The sequence below is a fragment of the Halorubrum sp. SP3 genome (genome assembly GCF_005435195.1).
Taxonomy (GTDB): domain Archaea; phylum Halobacteriota; class Halobacteria; order Halobacteriales; family Haloferacaceae; genus Halorubrum; species Halorubrum sodomense.
Map to the genome: position 1 here is coordinate 1 of NZ_SGTU01000711.1, position 234 is coordinate 234.

Annotated in this window: 1 pseudogene; it reads right to left on the reverse strand. The window is 56.4% G+C overall.

The annotated features are described in order from the left end of the window. Nucleotides 1-234, reverse strand: a pseudogene (locus tag EXE42_RS20015) (type I-B CRISPR-associated protein Cas5); the annotation flags it as partial.

A 234-nucleotide genomic window follows, 5' to 3' on the forward strand; every position in this document is an offset into this window, starting at 1 on the left:
GGATCGACCAGCACCTCGTAGTTGTGTTGCTGCCGGAGCGTCGTCGGATCAGGTAGCTTGACGCTGATTTTTCCACGACCGTTGAGCGACTGTAAGTTCCCAGCAGCGGTCGATAGAGTGTTCATCGGCATATTGACCGTCCTGATTTCCCGAACAGGTTCGATGGCGACTGCCGAGCTATCGGGGGCGAACAGGTCGTAATAGCCATCCCGTTCGATCCCTAGAACAGCTCCG